This window comes from Ruegeria sp. BG10 (assembly GCF_056538575.1).
Genome location: NZ_JBQFTI010000001.1, coordinates 1734587 through 1749240, shown reverse-complemented (window position 1 = coordinate 1749240; position 14654 = coordinate 1734587). Strand labels below are relative to the sequence as shown.

General features: G+C 59.3%; 15 protein-coding genes. 12 read left to right on the top strand and 3 right to left on the bottom strand.

What is annotated here, in order from left to right:
• Positions 1–186: 186 nt before the first annotated feature.
• From ACR0D8_RS08705 to ACR0D8_RS08680, 6 genes are all read left to right on the top strand, one after another.
• The gene (locus tag ACR0D8_RS08705) at positions 187–1431 is read left to right on the top strand and encodes a sarcosine oxidase subunit beta family protein (RefSeq protein ID WP_480645768.1); all 1245 of its coding nucleotides are present in this window, start codon (positions 187–189) and stop codon (positions 1429–1431) included.
• A gap of 77 nt (positions 1432–1508) precedes the next feature.
• Complete coding sequence (locus ACR0D8_RS08700) at positions 1509–1838, top strand: sarcosine oxidase subunit delta (protein WP_475161938.1); 330 nt, start codon at positions 1509–1511, stop codon at positions 1836–1838.
• A gap of 43 nt (positions 1839–1881) precedes the next feature.
• Entirely contained in the window at positions 1882–4896 is a 3015-nt protein-coding gene (locus ACR0D8_RS08695) for a sarcosine oxidase subunit alpha family protein (RefSeq protein ID WP_480645767.1), read from the top strand.
• Positions 4889–5455 (top strand): sarcosine oxidase subunit gamma, encoded by a 567-nt coding sequence (locus ACR0D8_RS08690; protein ID WP_480645766.1) that lies wholly within the window; start codon positions 4889–4891, stop codon positions 5453–5455. The genes ACR0D8_RS08695 and ACR0D8_RS08690 overlap by 8 nt, the downstream gene beginning before the upstream one ends.
• A gap of 244 nt (positions 5456–5699) precedes the next feature.
• The gene (locus ACR0D8_RS08685; RefSeq protein ID WP_480645765.1) at positions 5700–6173 is read left to right on the top strand and encodes a hypothetical protein; all 474 of its coding nucleotides are present in this window, start codon (positions 5700–5702) and stop codon (positions 6171–6173) included.
• A gap of 21 nt (positions 6174–6194) precedes the next feature.
• Positions 6195–6620, top strand: a complete 426-nt coding sequence (locus tag ACR0D8_RS08680) for a hypothetical protein (protein ID WP_480645764.1) — start codon at positions 6195–6197, stop codon at positions 6618–6620.
• Positions 6621–6683: 63 nt separating this feature from the next.
• Here ACR0D8_RS08680 and ACR0D8_RS08675 read toward each other — a convergent pair whose 3' ends face one another.
• Positions 6684–7073, bottom strand: coding sequence for a hypothetical protein (locus ACR0D8_RS08675; RefSeq protein WP_480645763.1), 390 nt, complete (start codon positions 7071–7073; stop codon positions 6684–6686).
• A 118-nt stretch (positions 7074–7191) separates the two neighbouring features.
• Positions 7192–7953: an FkbM family methyltransferase gene (locus ACR0D8_RS08670; RefSeq protein ID WP_480645762.1), complete on the bottom strand. Its 762-nt coding sequence runs from the start codon at positions 7951–7953 to the stop codon at positions 7192–7194.
• Positions 7954–8052: 99 nt separating this feature from the next.
• Here ACR0D8_RS08670 and ACR0D8_RS08665 point away from each other — a divergent pair, with 99 nt between their 5' ends.
• The 3 genes from ACR0D8_RS08665 to ACR0D8_RS08655 all read left to right on the top strand — a co-directional run bounded on the left by ACR0D8_RS08665 (position 8053) and on the right by ACR0D8_RS08655 (position 10192).
• Positions 8053–8652, top strand: a complete 600-nt coding sequence (locus ACR0D8_RS08665) for a superoxide dismutase (RefSeq protein ID WP_480469397.1) — start codon at positions 8053–8055, stop codon at positions 8650–8652.
• A gap of 3 nt (positions 8653–8655) precedes the next feature.
• Positions 8656–9534, top strand: a complete 879-nt coding sequence (locus tag ACR0D8_RS08660) for a metallophosphoesterase (RefSeq protein WP_480645761.1) — start codon at positions 8656–8658, stop codon at positions 9532–9534.
• Between the two features lie 208 nt (positions 9535–9742).
• Positions 9743–10192 carry a baeRF12 domain-containing protein gene (locus ACR0D8_RS08655; RefSeq protein ID WP_480645760.1) on the top strand — a complete coding sequence of 150 codons (450 nt, stop codon included), beginning with the start codon at positions 9743–9745 and terminating at the stop codon, positions 10190–10192.
• Positions 10193–10237: 45 nt separating this feature from the next.
• Here the strand turns inward: ACR0D8_RS08655 and ACR0D8_RS08650 are convergent, their stop codons facing one another.
• Positions 10238–10789, bottom strand: a complete 552-nt coding sequence (locus ACR0D8_RS08650; protein WP_480645759.1) for an LOG family protein — start codon at positions 10787–10789, stop codon at positions 10238–10240.
• Positions 10790–10915: 126 nt separating this feature from the next.
• On the opposite strand from ACR0D8_RS08650, the gene ACR0D8_RS08645 reads away from it, so the two are divergent.
• The 3 genes from ACR0D8_RS08645 to ACR0D8_RS08635 all read left to right on the top strand — a co-directional run bounded on the left by ACR0D8_RS08645 (position 10916) and on the right by ACR0D8_RS08635 (position 14640).
• Positions 10916–12298, top strand: a complete 1383-nt coding sequence (locus ACR0D8_RS08645; protein WP_480645758.1) for a LysM peptidoglycan-binding domain-containing protein — start codon at positions 10916–10918, stop codon at positions 12296–12298.
• Positions 12299–12376: 78 nt separating this feature from the next.
• Positions 12377–14182, top strand: coding sequence for an ABCB family ABC transporter ATP-binding protein/permease (locus ACR0D8_RS08640; protein ID WP_480645757.1), 1806 nt, complete (start codon positions 12377–12379; stop codon positions 14180–14182).
• A gap of 59 nt (positions 14183–14241) precedes the next feature.
• A complete protein-coding gene (locus ACR0D8_RS08635; RefSeq protein WP_480645756.1) occupies positions 14242–14640 on the top strand; it encodes a DUF2147 domain-containing protein in 399 nt (132 codons plus the stop codon).
• Positions 14641–14654 lie beyond the last annotated feature (14 nt).

Below are 14654 nucleotides of genomic sequence, written 5' to 3'. Positions count from 1 at the left end.
ATATGACTGCCCTGACTTAGACCTCCCGGCGCGGGGAAAAAAGGGACAAATGGCCGCGAGCGGGCGTCATGTCGCATTAATGGGGGCTATGTCGCAATAGTGCGATATTACGGCGTTGCACGGCAGGGGTAACCTGTCGTTACGCGGCATATCTTCGCCCAATCACCGAACCGGATGGATTCGCTTATGAAACACTATTCAGCCTTTGCTGTAGCGCGCGAAGCGCTGCGCTATCACACCGGGTGGGAGCGCGCCTGGCGTTCGCCCGAGCCCAAGAAACGCTATGACGTCATCATCATCGGTGCCGGTGGCCATGGGCTGGCGACGGCGTATTACCTGGGCAAAAACTATGGCATTCAGAATGTCGCCGTGATCGAAAAAGGCTGGTTGGGCGGTGGCAACACCGGCCGGAACACGACCATCATCCGGTCGAACTATCTGCAGGACCCGTCGGCGGCGATCTATGAAAAAGCGCGCGGTCTGTATGAGGATCTGAGCCAGGATCTGAACTACAACGTCATGTTCAGCCCCCGCGGCGTGATGATGCTGGCGCAGACCCAGCACGAGATTCGCGGCTATCAACGCACCGCGCATGCCAACGCGCTGCAGGGAGTGAAGACCGAATGGATTGGCCCCGACCGGGTCAAGCAACTGGTGCCGATCATCAATATCGATGGACCGCGCTATCCGGTTCTGGGCGCGCTGTGGCAGGAACGCGGTGGCACCGCACGTCACGACGCCGTGGCCTGGGGCTATGCGCGCGCCTGTTCGGCCATGGGCATGGACATCATCCAGCAATGCGAGGTCAACGGCATTCGGTCGGAAAACGGCCGCGTTGCCGGCGTGGACACCACCAAAGGGGCAATCGACTGCGACAAGCTGGGTATTGTCGTAGCAGGTCATTCGGGCCAGTTGGCCGAGATGGCGGGTTTCCGTCTGCCGCTTGAGGCGATTGCGCTTCAGGCCCTGGTGTCCGAGCCGATCAAACCCTGCATGGACGTCGTGGTCATGGCCAACACGGTGCACGGCTACATGTCACAATCCGACAAGGGCGAGATGGTGATCGGTGGCGGTACCGACGGATTCAACAACTTCACCCAGCGCGGCAGCTTCCACCATATTGAGGAAACCGTCCGCGCTCTGGTCGAGACCTTCCCGATGATCTCGCGCCTGAAGATGCTGCGCCAGTGGGGCGGGATCGTGGACATGACCGGTGACCGCTCGCCCATCCTGTCCGCGACGCCTCTGGGCAACTGCTTTATCAACGGCGGTTGGGGCACGGGCGGCTTCAAGGCGATCCCGGGGTCCGGTTGGGGCATGGCGCAACTGATGGCCACGGGCCATTCGCCGCTGACCGAAGCGTTCACGCTGGACCGCTTCAAAGAGGGTCGCTTCATCGACGAAAGCGTCGCCGCCGGGGTGGCGCACTAAGGGCTCTGCCCGAGGTGGCCAGCTAACAGATTTCAGGCCGGCACAAGTGCCGACCGACCGCCAAAAAGGATGACCATATGCTGATCCTGAACTGCCCGTATTGCGGCGTTGACGCCGAAGAAACCGAACTGGCCGCTGGTGGCGAGGCGCACCTGAAGCGTTTCGGGCCGGGGTCGTCGGATGACGACTTCCACGACTACCTGTTCATGCGTGAGAACCCCAAAGGTGTTCACTTTGAACGCTGGCGCCACAGCAATGGCTGCGGCAAGTGGTTCCACGCCGCGCGCTGCACCAGCACGCTGGAAGTGTTCGGGACCTATTCGGCCCAGACCACCGAGCCGCCGAAAGAAATCCGCGAGGCGATCACTGCCAAGCGCCCCGGCTGGACGTGGAGAGAATACGAATGATCCGCGCCACCACCCGTAATTCCGCCTGCGAAAGGTCCGCAACATGAGCACCCGTCTCGCAAAACAAGGCCGGCTGATTGACCGGTCGAAACAGGTCACCTTTACCTTCAACGGTACGTCGATGCAGGGGTACGAAGGCGACACGCTTGCCTCGGCCCTGCTGGCCAATGACCAGATGATGATGGGGCGGTCGTTCAAATACCACCGTCCGCGCGGCGTCGTCGCCAGCGGCGCGGAAGAACCGAACGCCCTTGTCGGACTGGGGCAGGGCAACCGGTTCGAGCCAAACCAGCGCGCCACCACGACCGAGCTGTTCAATGGGCTGACTTCAGTTTCGCAGAACCACTGGCCGAATCTGGAATTCGACATCGGCGCAGTTAACACCGCGCTGGCGCGGTTCCTGCCGGCCGGCTTCTACTACAAGACGTTCATCCATCCCAAACCGTTCTGGAAGCATGTCTACGAGCCCTTCATCCGCCAGTCTGCTGGTCTGGGCAAGGCGCCCGACAAGGACAGCCGCGACGCGGATACGTATGAGCATTTCTATGCGTTCACCGATGTACTGGTGATCGGCGGCGGCGTGGCGGGCCTTCAGGCCGCCAAGACGGCGGCGCAATCCGGCGCCAAAGTCATGCTGATCGAACAGACCGCACATTGGGGCGGTCGCGCTCCGGTTGATGGCGGAACCATCAATGACGAGCCTGTGGATAAGTTCGTGGAACAAACTGTTTCCAATTTGGAAGCAATGGACAACGTTACCATGCGCACGCGCTGCATGGGCGCGGGCGTCTATGACCACGGATATGTGCTGGGGTACGAGCGTCTGACCGACCACAAACCGGGCACGCAAGGCCCGCGCCACCGCCTGTGGCGTATCCGCGCCAGGCAGGTCGTGACGGCAACCGGCGCGATCGAGCGTCCGCTGTCCTTTGCGGGTAATGACGTGCCGGGGGTGATGCTGGCCTCGGCCATGCGCGACTATGTTGTGAACTGGGGCGTGACACCCGGCGAACGTGTGATTGTCGCCACCAACAATGACGACGCTTACCGCACTGCGATCATTCTGAAACAGGCAGGCGTTGACGTATTGCGTGTGGTCGATGCCCGCGCCTCGGCCGGGCCGTTGGCGGAAGAGGCGCGCCAGCTTGGTATCCGGGTCGATCCCGGCAAGGCGATCGCCAAGGTCAAAGGCGGCAAGCGCGTCAAGAAGGTCGCGCTTTGTAATCAGGAAGGGATCGGGGGCGCTCGCGAGGAAGTTGAGTGCGACGCGGTTGCCATGTCGGGCGGTTGGTCTCCGGTCGTTCACATGTGGTCGCATTGCGGCGGCAAGCTGATCTGGGATGACGTCAACGCCCATTTCCGCCCCGATCCGTTGCGGCCGCCGCTGGGCGCGGATGGCGAAGGCTTTGTACTGGCCGCAGGTGCCTCGAACGGACCGCTGGCGCTGGGTGATGTGCTGGCCGATGCTTATACGGCTGGAAAGAACGCGGCCAAGGCCGCCGGGTTCAAGCCCAAAAGCACCAAGGCCCCGGTCGGCGAAACCACAGCCGAAGCCGCGATGCAGGCGGTCTGGCTGATGCCCGCAAACGCCGAAGTCCAGCTTCGGATGAAGTCCTGGCTCGACTTCCAGAACGACGTCAAAGTGTCCGACGTTCAACTGGCAGCGCGCGAGGGTTACGAGAGCGTGGAGCACACCAAGCGTTACACCACTTTGGGTATGGCGACCGACCAAGGTAAACTGAGCAACATCAACGGCTTGGCGATTCTTGCTGATGCGCTGGAATCGGAAATTCCCAAGGTTGGCACCACGACATTCCGTCCGCCCTATACACCGATTTCGCTGGCCTCCATCGGCGGTGAAGCGCGTGGCGATGTGTTCCAGCCGATCCGTCAGACGCCGATGCATGACTGGCATGACAGGAACGGCGCCGATTGGGAACCGGTCGGCCATTGGCGCCGAACCTATGCCTATGTCCGTCCCGGAGAATCCGTGCATGACGCGGTCAATCGTGAGGTGAAAAACACACGCGAAAACCTGGGCCTTCTGGACGCCTCGACGCTGGGCAAGCTGATTGTCAAAGGCCCGGATGCCGGCAAATTCCTCGACATGATGTACACCAACATGATGTCCACTCTGAAGGTTGGCAAATGCCGTTATGGCCTGATGTGTTCAGAAAACGGATTTCTGATCGACGACGGCGTTGTCGCCCGGATCGACGAGGATACCTGGCTGTGTCACACAACCACGGGTGGAGCGGAACGTATCCACGGCCATATGGAAGAGTGGCTGCAAACCGAGTGGTGGGACTGGAAAGTCTACGTTGCCAATGTCACCGAGCAATACGCGCAGGTCGCTGTTGTCGGCCCCAACGCCCGTAAGGTGCTTGAGAAGCTGGGCGGCATGGATGTCAGCAAAGAGGCGCTGCCGTTCATGGAATGGCGCGACGGCAGGATCGGTGAGTTCGACTGCCGCGCTTACCGAATCTCGTTCTCGGGCGAGCTGTCCTATGAAATCGCCGTTCCGGCCAGCCAGGGGCAGGCATTCTGGAACGCTCTGATGGAAGCCGGGAAAGAGTTCGGCGTGATGCCCTATGGCACCGAATGTCTGCACATCCTGCGGGCGGAAAAGGGCTTTATCATGATCGGGGACGAAACCGACGGCACCGTGATCCCGCAGGATCTGGGGCTGCACTGGGCGCTGTCGAAAAAGAAGGAAGACTACCTCGGCAAGCGTGCCCATTCGCGCAGCCATATGGCCGATCCGGACCGCTGGAAACTGGTCGGACTCGAGACTGTGGATGGTTCCGTCATCCCCGACGGAGCTTACGCAGTGGGCGAGGGCGTCAACGCTAACGGTCAGCGCAACATGATCGGGCGCGTGACCTCGACCTACTACTCGGCCAATCTGGACAAAGGCATCGCCATGGGCCTGATCAAGCACGGTCCGGACCGGATGGGCGAGATTGTCGAGTTCCCGGGTATCGACGGCAAATCGTACAAAGCAAAGATCGTGGACCCGATCTTCTTCGACAAGGACGGGGAGAAGCAGAATGTCTGAACCCATAAGCGCACTGAACCACGCAAGCTTCGACGGCGTCGCCAAGGCCGAGGAATGCGGCCTGCAGGGCATGATCACCCTACGCGGCGATCTGTCCGACAAGGTGCTGGCCAAGGCCGTCAAAGATGCCACCGGTCAGAAAGTGCCCGGTCAGCGCGAGGTACTGGTCGACGGCGATACCGGTGTCTGCTGGATGTCGACCGATGAATTGCTGGTGCTGGTGCCATATGCTGAAGTTGAGGCCAAGCTGGCCGCAATGACCAATGCACTCAGCGGCACGCATGCGCTGGCGGTCAACGTCTCGGATGCCCGCGCGGTGTTCCGCATTTCGGGCAGCAGCGCGCGCGAGGTTCTGGGCAAGCTTGCCCCGGTTGATCTGTCTTCAGAAGCGTTCCAGCCCGGCCAGATCCGCCGCTCGCGTCTGGCGCAGGTGGCGGGCGCGTTCTGGATGGATGATGCCGAGACATTCCGCGTGGTCTGTTTCAGATCCGCAGCAGATTACGTGTTCAAACTTCTCAAAATTGCGGCACAGCCGGGCAGCGAGGTTGGGGTCTACTGACCTCGGCCTCAGTGCTGAACTTAATAGGCCGTCCGGGTAGATCGGGCGGCTTTTTTTATAATGTCGGGGCTTCTAAAGCGTCGGCTGATTTGTCGCTTTATTTGGCGATAAAACCGGGTGGTCTACCCGCACACTTCATATTATGACGAAATTACAGGTTTTCTCGCATTGCGAGAATTTATAACTGATCTAAGCACTTCAAAGCTTGGACAAAAACAGCAGGGGCACAATCACTAAAATGAGGATGTCGAAGACGTTGGCGATCTGTCTCGCGGCGCTGTCCGCTGCGCCCGGTGTGGCCATCGCCGAGACCTATTCGGAGACGTTGGAGTGCGTCTTTGAAAGAGGGCTTGCCAACAGACCTACGCCGAGCCGCATTCTGCTTTCGTTGGACGAATTTGGGCGATCTGCATTGCTTCATGAAGTTGATATACCGGAAATCGAAACCTCGACCGGGTCTGCAAGCGTTCTCAGAAACAGTTACCGCGTCCCTTCGATCGCTTGGCCGGGGAAGGAATACTCGTACCGTCGCAACGACAAGACGGCGCGTACCTATGTAGGCGCGCCCGAAGGCGCCGATTTACATAAGCTGGAGTTTCGCGTTTTTCTGGACCGAACCACGATGAAAGCGATCGCGCGTTCAAGATCGACCTGCCAACGCATGCGACCGGGCGAAGCCGCCGGGCGCTGTAAGGCGCATGCTTCTCCCTTCAAATAAAAATCCTAAGAAAGTACGGAAATGAAGAATATTTTTGCCGCTGTGATTTTGGCTTTGTCCGCATCCGCTGCTGTGGCCGACGTTGTAACTTACGACTGTTCGCTTCACAGGTTGGAGCAGGGATGGATTTCCGAGCGCGTGATCCTGAGCGTGGATGCCGAGGAAAAGCGCGCACGCGCTTACGACGCGTATATTCACGACATCGGTGCAAGGCCGAAAGACGTCAAATTCAAGACAACCCGCATGGGTGAGTACAGAATGCTCTGGAAGATGAAAGTCACGGCAAGCAACGGTCAGCGGGTATATGTCACCTATACGGCGACGCTGAACCCGGAGACACGGCAGCTCAATCTGATTGCGAGGTTTCCGCAGGTAAACGCAACCAACCGCCCCAAAGGCATCGGGCCCTGCAAGATCCTGCGCGGCGAGTCCCTTTACGCGTCGTAAGACAAAAGGCCGGACCTTATTCGGTCAATGGCGAAGTATCCCCGGGCAAGCCGGGGATATTCGTTACTCGGTTTCACATTTGCCAGTGCCATAAGGTTTGTTCGCGGCACCCACGTTAACGAACGCCATCCGAACTTTGATACTGTTGTCCTTCGGGTCGAGATTTGCCTGATATCTGACACGGACGTTCGGCCCCTCTGTCGTTTTGGACGTCAGATTCCAGGACATCCGATATCCTTTGGCGCCGCGGTTCTTGAAGCGTGCGTCGATCCATTCAGGCTTATCGACAACTTGCGCAGTTCCCTTCTCGCTATCGACCTGAAACAGGTAAACCGGGGCGATCCATCCCCGGCCGTCGACCTTTGTCATCTTGCAAACATAGTTGACCGGGCTGGCCGATGCGGCCTGTGCAGCCAAAGACAAAGCAAATGCGGCTGCAAGTTTGATTCTCATAATTCTTTCCTTCGTAAACTGTCTTCCCGGCAAATCATCTCAACCCCTGACGGAGCTCAAGCTGAATACTGGGGATAAAGAGGAAATCGCCCGCGGCTCGCGGCAATTCTGCCGCAGTTTACCCCTGTAAGAGGATCGTTTGAAACTGCGAAAGGTTGTGCGATGCAAGCACCGCCTTATCGTCAAGGGCGCGCCCGTTTTCGTCACAAAGCTTGGAATAGAATGACAAGGCATTTAGCAAATCAGACGTTTTGGAAACCTGATCTTCTGCGGGCAGTAACGGAGAGTGAAGCGACAGAAGCAGCGCCGGGCGGTATTTCTTCAAAAACGCAACGAGGGTGGGCAAAACCGCATATTCGGCGCCTTCGATGTCCATTTTGACCAGAGAAACGGCTGACAGGTCGTTCACGGCCTCAAACTGACCCCAGCCGATCGTCAGTGCATCCGACCCATGCTCACCGTCATGCAACAAGGAACTGGTAGAGTCTCCCGGCTCGCCGCGAACCGACGCCATGCGCGCGACGCCGAACCGGTCCGACAGCGCCACACCAAAGGCCGAGACGTTGCGGATTTCGTTCAGGTCCAGATTCCAGGCCAGATGACGGAATGCGGTGGGGTCGGGTTCGAAACACCAGACATGGCGGGCCCTGCGCGCACCGTAAAGGACCGTGGGGCCGATCCACGCACCGATGTCGAGGTAGTCACTGTCAGGTGACAGGTATTTGTCCAGCACGGCGAAGGTTTCCGGCTCCCACGCGCCGGCCGATGCCTTGCGCCAGAATTTCGAATGATAGGGATCCAATCGGAACGGTTCGCCGTTCAGGTTGCCGGCATAGTATCCGCGGGCGCGGTAAAACATCTTGCGCGCCTGCGTCAGCATCGCGGACCTCCGGGTTTTGTGATCTCGGCCCTTGACCTGCGGCACTTGCCAAAGCATGTAACCTTGGGAACCGCAACTTACATTTAACAGGGGGCCGAGATGGCTTTTGAACTTCCTGATCTTCCTTATGCACATGACGCGCTGGCAGCCAAGGGTATGTCCGCGGAAACATTGGAATATCACCACGACCTGCACCACAAAGCCTATGTCGACAACGGCAACAAGCTGATCGCGGGCACCGAGTGGGACGGCAAGTCGCTGGAAGAGATCATCGTTGGCACCTACGATGCAAACGCCGTGGCACAGAACGGTATCTTCAACAACATCAGCCAGCTATGGAACCACAACCAGTTCTGGGAGATGATGGGCCCTGACGGCAACGCCATGCCAGGTGAGCTTGAGAAGGCTCTGACCGAAAGCTTCGGCTCGGTCGACGAGTTCAAATCGCAGTTCAGCGCCGCCGGTGCCGGTCAGTTCGGCTCGGGCTGGGCGTGGCTGGTCAAGAATGCGGACGGTTCGCTGGCCGTGACCAAGACCGAGAACGGCGTAAACCCGCTGTGCTTTGGTCAGACCGCGCTCTTGGGTTGCGATGTGTGGGAGCACAGCTATTACATTGATTTCCGCAACAAGCGTCCGGCTTATCTGTCGAACTTCCTCGACAATCTGGTGAACTGGGAAAACGTCGCGTCGCGGATGTAATTCTTGACCAGACGAAAATTCATAACGGGCCTGCTGGCGACAACGCTGGCAGGACTTTTTATCGCCGCTTACGCGTTCTTTATCGAGCCGTCGGTGCGATTGCGTGTGCGCAAGTGGCGGGTGCGGCGTAAGGATTGGACAGCACCGCCGTTGCGGATTGCCGTTCTTTCGGACCTGCATGTCGGCGAACCCTATGTCAGTCTGGACCGGATCAGGCAGGTGGTTCGGCGCACCAATGCGTTGGCCCCGGACCTGATCCTGCTGCTTGGCGATTACGCTGGGCATCGCAAGGTCACCACTGAACCTGTCGAAGCCAGTGATCTGGCCCCGGTCCTTGCCAAGCTTGAGGCGCGCAGCGGTGTTTACGCCGTCATGGGCAATCACGACTGGTGGGAAGACCGGAACGCCCAAAGGCGGGGCGGGGGGCCAAACAAATTCGCGGACGCGTTTCAGCAAAACGGCATCAGGGTCCTGTCCAACGAGGCCATTCGACTGAACGATCTGGGCATCTGGCTTGCCGGGCTGGAGGATCAGCTTGCGTTCCGGCGCAACGGAAGGCTTGTGGGCCTGGATGATTTGCCGGGAACTCTGGCGCAGGTCACCGATGACGCGCCGGTCGTCATGATGGCGCACGAACCCGATATCTTCCCCAAAATACCCGATACCGTTGCCCTCACGCTTTCGGGGCATACGCATGGGGGTCAGGTGCGGTTGTTCGGATGGTCGCCTGTCGTGCCGTCGAAATACGGCAATCGCTATGCTTATGGCCATGTCCGTGAAGGCAAGCGCGATCTGGTTGTCTCAGGCGGGATCGGCTGTTCGATCATGCCGGTACGTTTTGGCGTGGCACCCGAGATCACCGTTATCGAGATGTCGGCCTGACAGGTGAAAACCTGCCGATGAAAAAAGTTTCATATTGAGATGGGATTGCACGCCGCTCCGCAGTGCTTACGTTAGGTGAGCGGAGGGAGAAAACCGCCAACCAATTGAAAAACAAGCAGGCAACGCGGCGGGAAATGCCCGGCGCGTAACGGATAACCTGCGCCTGCCGGATGAGGGATGGCCACAACAGCCATAACAGGAGAGCACGATGGTCGCACTTGAACAGGGAACATGGGTTGTCATTGCCGACGGGGAAAAGGCGTTGTTTGTTGAAAACATCACTGACGCCGAAGATCCCAATCTGGTCGTTGTTTCGGTCGAGGAACAGGAAGCGACCAACCGACCCACTGACCGGGCGGGGCGGCGGTTCGATTCCGGGCCAAACCAGAAATCGGCGGTGGAAGAGCCGAATTGGAAAATGCACGCGAAAGCCCTGTTCGTGCAGGATGTTGCCAATCTGCTGAACCGAAAGGGCCTGAAGGGCGCGTTCAACCGGCTTGTGCTGGTCGCCAGCCCGCATGTTCTGGGGTTGTTGCGCCGGCGGCTTCACAGCGAAGTTCTGGCCAAGGTTGTGGCCGAGGTCGACAAAACCCTGACCAATCATCCGTTGCACAAGGTCGAAAAGGTTCTGGCGAACCGGCTGAAGCCGGCGGTCTGAGCGCTGCGGTCAATGCGGGCGGTCATGGCCGCCCGTGTACGGCAGTTACGTCAGAAGCAGCCGCAAAGTGGCGATGGCCGTTTCGGGCGTGTCGACCCAGGTCACAAACTCAGCCAGTGACGGCTCGGCAAAACCTTGCCCAATGACCTGCTGCAACAGGTCGTGCAAGGCGTCCCAATACCCGTCGATATTCATCACCAGAATGGGTTTGTCATGCAGGCCAAGCTGCCGCCATGTCAGCGCCTCGAACAATTCATCCAGCGAACCCGGCCCACCTGGCAGCACAACAACCGCGTCGGCATTCATGATCATGACTTTCTTGCGCTCGTGCATGGTTTCCGTGACCACAAAGCGGGTCAGGTCGGTTTTTCCAACCTCGCGCTTTAACAGGTGAACGGGGATCACGCCAAACGTGTCGCCCTTGGCGGACTGTGCCGCACGCGCAACTTCACCCATCAGGCCCACATCCCCGGCACCGTAGACCAGACGCCAGCCTTCGCCGGCCAACAGGGTGCCAAAGGTCCGAGCGGCCTCGGCATAGGCGGAATTCGCGCCATTCCGTGACCCGCAATACACACAGACAGATTTCTGAGACATCCGACGGCCTCTCCGGGGTTGTGCCTTGGGTTTTGACCCCTGATAGCGGGATTGATAGATTGGCTCAACCGTCAGGCAGAAGGTGTTAGGATCAAAGCACTTGCGCTGCGGAGTGAAAGGAAAAGAATGAACGCCGAGTCGGGAAGCGGAAGCTCCGGAACTTTCATCTGGGGGGTGATCGCCGGTATCGCAGTTTTGGTCGGGGCAGGTGGATATTACCTGTTCGGCACTCCACAGGAAGAACCGGAAGACAACGTACCGCCGACTGAGGTTGCGGTTCCGTCCACCGAAGACAGCACAGACAGCTCTGACAGCGCATCTTCCGAAGCGACGGACGAGGCAGCACCTACAGACACCGCAAGCGATCAGGCAGTGGAACCCGCGTCTTCGGCCCCGGCCGAAGACAGCGAAGATACGGCCGAAACGTCATCGCAACCGATGCCTCCGGTGTTGGATCAGATTTTTGTCGAACCGGATGGCAACGCCGTTCTGTCCGGCAACGCCGAGCCGGGTACGGATGTCCGCGTTTTGCTGGACGGTGAACTGGTGCACAGTTTCACCGTAGACGACAGCGGCCAGTTCGCCGAGTTCGTTCTGATACCGTTTTCCGAATCTGCGCGTGGCCTGACGCTTGAAACGGGCGGTGATCAGCCTTTGCAGTCTGACGACTATGTCATCGCGGCTTTGCCTGCGCCGGAACCCGTAGCGGAAGCCGCCGCGGAAGTAGCAGCGGCGGATAGCGACGCCACTGAACCAGCGGTGGCTGATGCCGAAACCGCGCAACAGGACGAGGCTGAGGCACCAGCGCCCGAGGTCGAAACCGCGGACGCGACGCCTCAGACGTCTCAGGCAGAAGACCAGCAGGTCGCAGATGCGTCGAACGATGAGGCGGCGCAGGACGCGCAGGTTGCCGATGCGACAAACCAAGAGGCGGCTCAGGACACCGAAGATCAGCAGATCGCAATTCTGCGCTCTGGTGAAGACGGGGTGGAACTTGTTCAATCGCCCACCGTACAACCACAGGCGCCCGAACAGGTGGCCATTGATACAATCGGCTACTCGAAATCGGGCGACGTGCAACTGACCGGCCGGGTTCCGGACGGGTCAGTGGTACGCCTGTATCTGGACAACCGTCTTGTGGCCGATCTGGCCCCGGCTGACGATGGAAAATGGCGCAGCGAGCTGGAGGGGATTGATCCCGGCGTCTATACCTTGCGCGTCGATGAAGTGGCGGCAGATGGCACCGTGGTGAGCCGTCTGGAAACGCCCTTCAAGCGCGAGCCGGTGGAAGTGTTGCGCGCCGCTGACGCCGTCACAACGTCCGGAGATGAACCGGAAGCACCCACGATCCGTTCGGTGACCGTCCAGAAAGGTGACACGCTTTGGGCCATTTCGCGCGATCGGTTCGGCGAAGGGATCCTTTACGTAAGGCTGTTCGAAGCCAACCGGGACTCGATCCGCGATCCTGACCTGATTTACCCCGGTCAGATATTCACGATCCCCGAATAAACTTTTGCCTCTGGCCCATTCCGGGGCAGGGGCTATCTCTGACCGCAGATCAGGTACGTGATGAGACGGACAGCCCCGATGACCTCAGAAGACATGCCCCAAAGCGACGAACGCCGGTCTGGCTGGCGCACCATCCGCAAAGTTGCGCCGTACCTGTGGCCCGAGGACGAAGCCTGGGTCAAACGCCGGGTGGTTCTGGCCATGGGCATGCTGGTGCTGGCCAAGCTGATCGCGGTCTACACACCGATCCTGTACAAAGGCGCAGTTGACGGCCTTGCAGGCGAGGGGGTTCCACCGCTGGCGCTGGGCGCCGTGGGCCTGACCGTGGCTTATGGCGTCGCGCGCATGATGACCGTGGGCTTTCAGCAGTTGCGCGATGCGGCCTTTGCCCCGGTCGGGCAGCGGGCCTTGCGCGCTCTGGCGCTTGAGACATTCCGGCACATTCACCAGCTATCGATGCGTTACCACGTGACCCGCCGCACCGGCGGGCTCAGCCGGATCATCGAGCGCGGTGTGAAAGGCGTGGAGTTCCTGCTGCGCTTTTTGCTGTTTTCCATCGGACCGCTGATCCTGGAATTGTTGCTGGTTGCGATCATCCTGATGTGGCTGTTCGATGTCTGGTATCTGGTCGTCGTGGCCGTCACCATTGCGCTTTATATCTGGTTCACATTCGCCGTGACCGAGTGGCGCGTGAAGCTACGGCGCGAGATGAACGATCAGGATACCGAGGCCAACCAGCGTGCCATCGACAGCCTTCTGAACTTTGAAACTGTCAAGTATTTCAATGCGGAAACGCGCGAAGCTGAACGGTACGACGTGTCCATGAAAGCCTATGCCGGGGCGGCGCTGAAAACGGCATACTCGCTGGCTTTCCTGAATTTCGGGCAATCCTTCCTGATCACGTGCGGCCTGATCGGCGTAATGGTTCTGGCCGCGCTCGGTGTGCAGAGCGGGACGCTGACGGTCGGCGATTTCGTCATGGTCAACGCCTATATGATACAGATCACTGTTCCGCTGAATTTTCTGGGCACGGTCTATCGCGAGATTCGCCAGTCTCTGGTGGATATGGGGCAGATGTTTGACCTGCTGGAACAACCGGCCGAAGTAACGGATAAGCCCGGCGCGCAGGACCTCGTGGTCAACGGGGGCGAGGTGACATTGGACAATGTCCACTTTGGCTATGACGCGGACCGCGAAATCCTCAAAGGCGTTTCGCTGACTGTTCCCGCCGGGCAGACCGTTGCCATCGTCGGGGCCACGGGGTCAGGCAAATCCACAATCGGGCGACTGCTGTTCCGGTTCTATGATGTGACCGGGGGCGCATTGAAGATTGACGGGCAGGATGTGCGCGACGTCAATCAGTCCAGCCTGCACGCGGCCATCGGTGTTGTGCCGCAGGATACGGTGCTGTTCAACGACACCATCCGCTATAACATCGCCTACGGCCGCGACGGCGCCACGCAGGATGATGTGGAAGCCGCCGCGAAGGCCGCTCAGATTCACGATTTCATCGTCACGCTGCCCGAGGGGTACGACACGAAAGTTGGCGAACGCGGTCTGAAACTGTCCGGTGGTGAAAAGCAACGCGTCGGCATCGCGCGCACCCTTCTGAAGAACCCGCCGATCCTGCTGCTGGACGAGGCGACCTCGGCCCTGGATACCGATACCGAGCAGGACATCAAGGATGCGTTGGCCCGTGCGGGCGAGGGGCGGACCGTTCTGACGATTGCGCACCGTCTGAGCACCATTGCCGAGGCGGACCGCATCGTGGTTCTGGAGCGTGGCGAAATTCTGGAACAGGGCACCCATGAAGAGCTGTTGCAGCGCGAGGGGCGTTATGCCCAACTCTGGAACCGCCAGCAGGCGGATGCGCAGGCGGCTTGACCGTTCCAGCGGTGCGTCGGGATGTGCTACACTGCCGGGGATCAGTCGGAGGTGGTTTAATGCATAAACTCATACGACATATTGTTATTCCTGCAGTCCTGATGTTGACCCCGGCGCTGGCCGCCAGTGATCCGATCGTCGGTGTCTGGAAAACCGAACCGGATCGCAAGGACCTGATTTCACATATCAAAATCACGGCATGTGGGGACAAGTTCTGTGGTCAGATCCAGTCTGCCTATGATGCGTCCGGCAAAGAGGTTCAGACCAAGAACATCGGGAAAAAGCTGTTTTGGGATGTCTCAAACGAAGGTGGCGGGAAATACGGCGGGGGTGAATTCTGGGTTCCCCTTGTCAATGTAGAAGCTGTCCCGCAAATGACCCTTCAGGGCAATACGCTTAAGGTCAAGGGCTGCGCGCATCACGTCTGCGGCCACCAGTCGTGGACGCGCCTGCAATAAAAAAAGGGCCCGGA

What these genes read in the sequence shown, in the direction of transcription:
- ACR0D8_RS08705 (WP_480645768.1), top strand. Translation starts at nt 187, where the DNA reads ATGAAACACTATTCAGCCTTTGCTGTAGCGCGCGAAGCGCTGCGCTAT.
- ACR0D8_RS08700 (WP_475161938.1), top strand. Translation starts at nt 1,509, where the DNA reads ATGCTGATCCTGAACTGCCCGTATTGCGGCGTTGACGCCGAAGAAACC.
- ACR0D8_RS08695 (WP_480645767.1), top strand. Translation starts at nt 1,882, where the DNA reads ATGAGCACCCGTCTCGCAAAACAAGGCCGGCTGATTGACCGGTCGAAA.
- ACR0D8_RS08690 (WP_480645766.1), top strand. Translation starts at nt 4,889, where the DNA reads ATGTCTGAACCCATAAGCGCACTGAACCACGCAAGCTTCGACGGCGTC.
- ACR0D8_RS08685 (WP_480645765.1), top strand. Translation starts at nt 5,700, where the DNA reads ATGTCGAAGACGTTGGCGATCTGTCTCGCGGCGCTGTCCGCTGCGCCC.
- ACR0D8_RS08680 (WP_480645764.1), top strand. Translation starts at nt 6,195, where the DNA reads ATGAAGAATATTTTTGCCGCTGTGATTTTGGCTTTGTCCGCATCCGCT.
- ACR0D8_RS08675 (WP_480645763.1), bottom strand. Translation starts at nt 7,073, where the DNA reads ATGAGAATCAAACTTGCAGCCGCATTTGCTTTGTCTTTGGCTGCACAG.
- ACR0D8_RS08670 (WP_480645762.1), bottom strand. Translation starts at nt 7,953, where the DNA reads ATGCTGACGCAGGCGCGCAAGATGTTTTACCGCGCCCGCGGATACTAT.
- ACR0D8_RS08665 (WP_480469397.1), top strand. Translation starts at nt 8,053, where the DNA reads ATGGCTTTTGAACTTCCTGATCTTCCTTATGCACATGACGCGCTGGCA.
- ACR0D8_RS08655 (WP_480645760.1), top strand. Translation starts at nt 9,743, where the DNA reads ATGGTCGCACTTGAACAGGGAACATGGGTTGTCATTGCCGACGGGGAA.
- ACR0D8_RS08650 (WP_480645759.1), bottom strand. Translation starts at nt 10,789, where the DNA reads ATGTCTCAGAAATCTGTCTGTGTGTATTGCGGGTCACGGAATGGCGCG.
- ACR0D8_RS08645 (WP_480645758.1), top strand. Translation starts at nt 10,916, where the DNA reads ATGAACGCCGAGTCGGGAAGCGGAAGCTCCGGAACTTTCATCTGGGGG.
- ACR0D8_RS08640 (WP_480645757.1), top strand. Translation starts at nt 12,377, where the DNA reads ATGACCTCAGAAGACATGCCCCAAAGCGACGAACGCCGGTCTGGCTGG.
- ACR0D8_RS08635 (WP_480645756.1), top strand. Translation starts at nt 14,242, where the DNA reads ATGCATAAACTCATACGACATATTGTTATTCCTGCAGTCCTGATGTTG.